This is a genomic window from Ferruginibacter sp. (assembly GCF_031430955.1).
In the GTDB taxonomy this organism is placed as follows: Bacteria; Bacteroidota; Bacteroidia; order Chitinophagales; family Chitinophagaceae; genus Ferruginibacter.
Window position 1 is genome coordinate 1 of record NZ_JANPCM010000410.1, and the last position, 4,346, is coordinate 4,346.

Here is a 4,346-nt window from a genome sequence, read left to right on the forward strand (position 1 = left end):
TTTGCTTCAATAGAAATATCTTCAATATGCGTATCGGGAAGCACTTCCAAATATACCGGCCTGAAAATCCCCCCAAAAATCCAAAAGTCAGCTTTGCGCTCTGCTTCATTTACCGATTGATTGGCAGAATGTTTTGCAACAGTAACTTCCAGTAAATTATTTTGTCCATACTTTAATAAAGCAGTAATATCATATTTAAAAGCATAAAAAGCACCCTGGTGCATTTCGCCTGCACTAACGCCATTAATTTTCACTGCCGCATCTGTCATCACGCCTTCAAAAACAATATTTATTTTTTTATTTTTCCATGCTGCAGGTGCATTAAAATTGTATTTGTATAATCCATTTTCTTTTCCTCTCACACTATCTTTTGCAAAACCATAATCGTATTTTCCAAAACCCTGTAACTCCCAGCAACCGGGCACGGCAATTTTTTTCCATTGGTTAGCATTCATTCCACCGTTACACATAAACTCCCATTGTTTTGTATCGTTGCTGCCGGTGCCGGAGAGATATATTTTTTCTGTTTGCTGAGCAAAAGCGTGTATGGTGAATAGTGAATAGTGAGTAAGTAAAACGATATGTATAATTTTTTTCAACGTTTTTATTTTTTTGAGCCTGGCTTTTGTTTTTCATAGCATCATCGTTGCGTCGCACTCTTGTACTTTGAGTTCTTTATTCAGCTTTTTTTGAAGCGGAGAAATAGCACCCACCGTTCCTACGGAACGAGAACTGCCATCTCCTTCCTTTCTACCCACCAACCGTCCCTATCGGGACGAATTATTAGCAAAAAAAAATTACAAGTAAATTACTTTAAAATTTCCCTGTCACTCTTTCTAACTTTTCCGAAACCGCAATTCTTTTTCCATTTACAAAAACACTTAAACCTTTTCCTTTTTTATATTTTAATCCTGTTTTATCCCAAATGATGGTAATTATTTTTCCATGATACAACACATTATCCAAGCAAAACCAATCCCATTTGTTTGCAGGTAATAAAGGATTTACTTCTATGCTATCGTCGGCCCTTGGCCGCAAACCAACCAGGCCGGTAATAATTAAATCATTAAAAGTAGAATGGTTGTAATAGCGGCTTCTTTCTTCATCTCCTTTTAACCAGTAGCCGGTCTTTTCATCAAGATATTCGCCAATATATGGACGGCCACGGTAATACTGCGATTCTACATAAGTATTTAACAACAAAAAATAATTGGAGTCAGCCACATAATCCTGCTTATAATTGTTCAGCAAATTTGCCATTGCAGTTAATGTTTGCGATGTTGCAAAAGGCCACACAGCCCCATCCCATTCGCATTTGCAGCAACCATGTGTTCTAAACAAAGGATGGCTTCTATCTGCAGTTGTTATACCAAATGGCGCACAAAATGTTTTAGTACCGGTTAAACTTTTCCACGCAATATTGTAATTGCTGTCGGGCATATTAAAGTACCAGGGAATAAAACCAATTTCTTCCTTTACGTTGGCTAATGTATCGCCTTGTTCTTTTCTTACTTCAAAGAAATTATGATTACTGTTCCATAATTTTTGTTGGACATTTCTTTTAATTGATTTTGCTTCTAAAAAATATTCGCCATAATCTAAAAATGACGGATTCCCGGTCAGAGTGTAGATCTTAGATAATGCCACTGCATTGCCGTACATATATCCATTAATGCTCGGCCGTGGGTTTTTCTCTTTTCTACCGCCACTTATTGTTTCTTCCATTGCATCTCTCACATCATATTGCCAAAATAAACTGTCAGCTCCTTTTTTCTCTGCATACCAAGCTCTATAATTTTTTTCTAAATCTGGCAATAAGTCAAGCACAAATTTTTTATCTCCGTTTACCAGATAACGATTATAAATGGCATCTTCATTCCAACCGCTATAGAAACGCAGTTTGTTTAACGGCTTGCCATTATTGCCACGATACCATACATGCAGGTTATCATCCATATACTTTTTATCATGCAGCCAGCGGCTTTCGTAAATGTGGTGGCCTAATGCACTGGCAATAAGATTGTATTTATCAGCATAAGTTCTTTGTATTAAAAACTCTGTAAATACAAATCCTTTTTCTGTTTTTTTTATGTGCTTGCGTAACGTCCACCAGCGGTAATAAAATATTTCTTCAAAGTTTTGTTGCGGACATTCAAAGAGCGGAATATTTTTTTTCATCCAGTTCCAGACACTGTCGTTGGGTATCGCCTGTTTGATATTTTCGTCTTCCATTCTGTTAAAATAATCAACATAATGTTTGTAGCTGTTTGCTTTTAACACAAAAGGTTTAGTACTCTTCTGCGAAAAACAATTCCAGCAAACTAAAATAATGACAATTGATATAAATATTCTTTTAAACACGTTATTTTAAAGAGGTAGTTTTTAAATAATGAATAAAATAAATGGCTTCATTATCTTTTGCATTGGCATTGGATAAATCATAATCCTGGTCGGTTGGTGTATCTGCATTTGGAAAACGCCTTGTTCCGCCTGTTCGGAAAACAATTCTTTCTGCACTTTCTACCGGCGCAAAACAAATATTGCCGGAAGACTTGCCATTGATGGTAACCATATAAAATCTTGTCGTGGTATTCAATTCAATTTTTATATTCAACATTTCTCCGGCAACATATTTTCCCAATGATTTATTTCTGTATCCCTGTTTAGTTAAAATATTCCCTGTCGAATCCAGCATGATACGCATGCAAGCTGTGCCTTTCGCATTCACCATTTCAATTTCTAAATATCCGCTATTGTTTTGTTTTGGTGTAATAGAAAATTCTACAGCTACTTTTTTTGCAACGGGAAAAACCCTTTCTGCTTTTGCATAATCAAAAGGGTCGCTGTCGTGCAATGCCAATACCTTTGTACTTTCTTTTTTTTCTATCACCGTTCTGCACCAAACAGGGCTAAACAAATTCCATTCTTTTAATTCTTCGCCGTCTTTTTTATCATTAAAATTATCATTTACATCTGCAGTTACTTTATCTCTCACCGGCACAGGAATTTCTGCGATCCAGATATCTTCTTTATTCATGCTGTACGTAACCCACATATTTCCGCCGGGTACCTTTCCATCCATTTCCTGAATCCCTCTTACATATTGCGGACCATAACTTTTATAGGCACCACCATAACGCAGCGAACTGATCTCACCGTTTACCAGTAACAAATTTTTATATTGCAATCCATCATCACTTAAGCTAACTGCCAATGGCCATCTAAACTCCGATGGATTATAAACAGCAGCGTATTTATTATCCGAAGTTTTTTGTCCCCATATTTTTGCATTGGCATTTACAAATCCTGGCGCTCTTAAAGGACCGTATTGCCATGTCATACCTTCATCTTTACTAATGCTGGTTAATGCATATTTCCACAATCCAGCAACATTACCATTGGGCAAATGATAATAATTGAATGCTTTAAAATCTTTTTGCAAAGAAATCAATGGGTCATTACGATCTGCTTCTTCTACCATCTGCTGCATTAATAAAGGCGTTGCTAAAATTTCCCCGCAAGCTTTTACAAATGCTGCATCTTTAGAAGTTTTATAAAACGGATACGAAGTATTTTTTTCATCGAAAGCATGATTGTATCTTAAAAAATAAATTACGCCATAGCTACCATCAGATTTTATTTCTCTAATCACCCTGCCAACACCATTACCGTCATTGGGATCATCTTTTTGCCCCAGTACAATTCCATAATAACCTAATGCAAACAATTTTTTATTTTTTGAAGTATAAAACCCAATACGCTGGTGCATTACTGCAAACGTATTTTTTGCTGAGTCTTTTTTGCCTTCCTTTACCGTACCATCAATTAATTTGTATGGAGGAAAAATTACCACCGGAGTATTCCAGTTATATCCATCTTTTGAAGTTTGTAATAACGTTCTTCCCGGTGCCACATGCTCGCCAACAGGATTGCTTAAATATTCTAAATAAAAAGTATTGTTCCAGTATGCCAGCATTGGCTGGTGATTGTAAGTCCAGTTAGTTGTTCCTGTATCTTCCCTGTTAACTCTTACCGTTTGTATATTGTGTACACCAATGGCAGGAGATAATTGCCCATGATGATAATCTACATTAGATAAAGTGGTGCCAATGTAGCGAACGGTATCCTGGGCAACTAAAAATGAAGAATGAATAATGAATAATATCGTAAGCCTTATTTTCATTTATTACTTTAGTTTTTTAATTGCTCTACTATTTTTTTATTCACTTTCAAAATCGTTCCATGCTTATGGCCTTCCGGCACAGTAATTAAACTATCTGCTTTTACAAAAATTTTAAAATCTTTAGTGAATGAAGCGCCATATTTTTTTTTCTGGTACACATCGT

General features: G+C 36.0%; 3 protein-coding genes. All 3 read right to left on the reverse strand.

Features of this window, described 5'->3' with window-relative positions; translation table 11 throughout:
- The coding region (locus tag ACY65O_RS11465) for a sugar-binding domain-containing protein (protein ID WP_462220994.1) at positions 1-599 on the reverse strand (599 nt) is incomplete at its 3' end.
- Positions 600-813: 214 nt separating this feature from the next.
- Entirely contained in the window at positions 814-2,280 is a 1,467-nt protein-coding gene (locus tag ACY65O_RS11470; RefSeq protein ID WP_462220995.1) for an MGH1-like glycoside hydrolase domain-containing protein, read from the reverse strand.
- A gap of 82 nt (positions 2,281-2,362) precedes the next feature.
- Positions 2,363-4,183 (reverse strand): six-hairpin glycosidase, encoded by a 1,821-nt coding sequence (locus ACY65O_RS11475; RefSeq protein WP_462220996.1) that lies wholly within the window; start codon positions 4,181-4,183, stop codon positions 2,363-2,365.
- Positions 4,184-4,346: the final 163 nt, after the last annotated feature.

What these genes read in the sequence shown, in the direction of transcription:
- ACY65O_RS11475 (WP_462220996.1), bottom strand. Translation starts at nt 4,183, where the DNA reads ATGAAAATAAGGCTTACGATATTATTCATTATTCATTCTTCATTTTTA.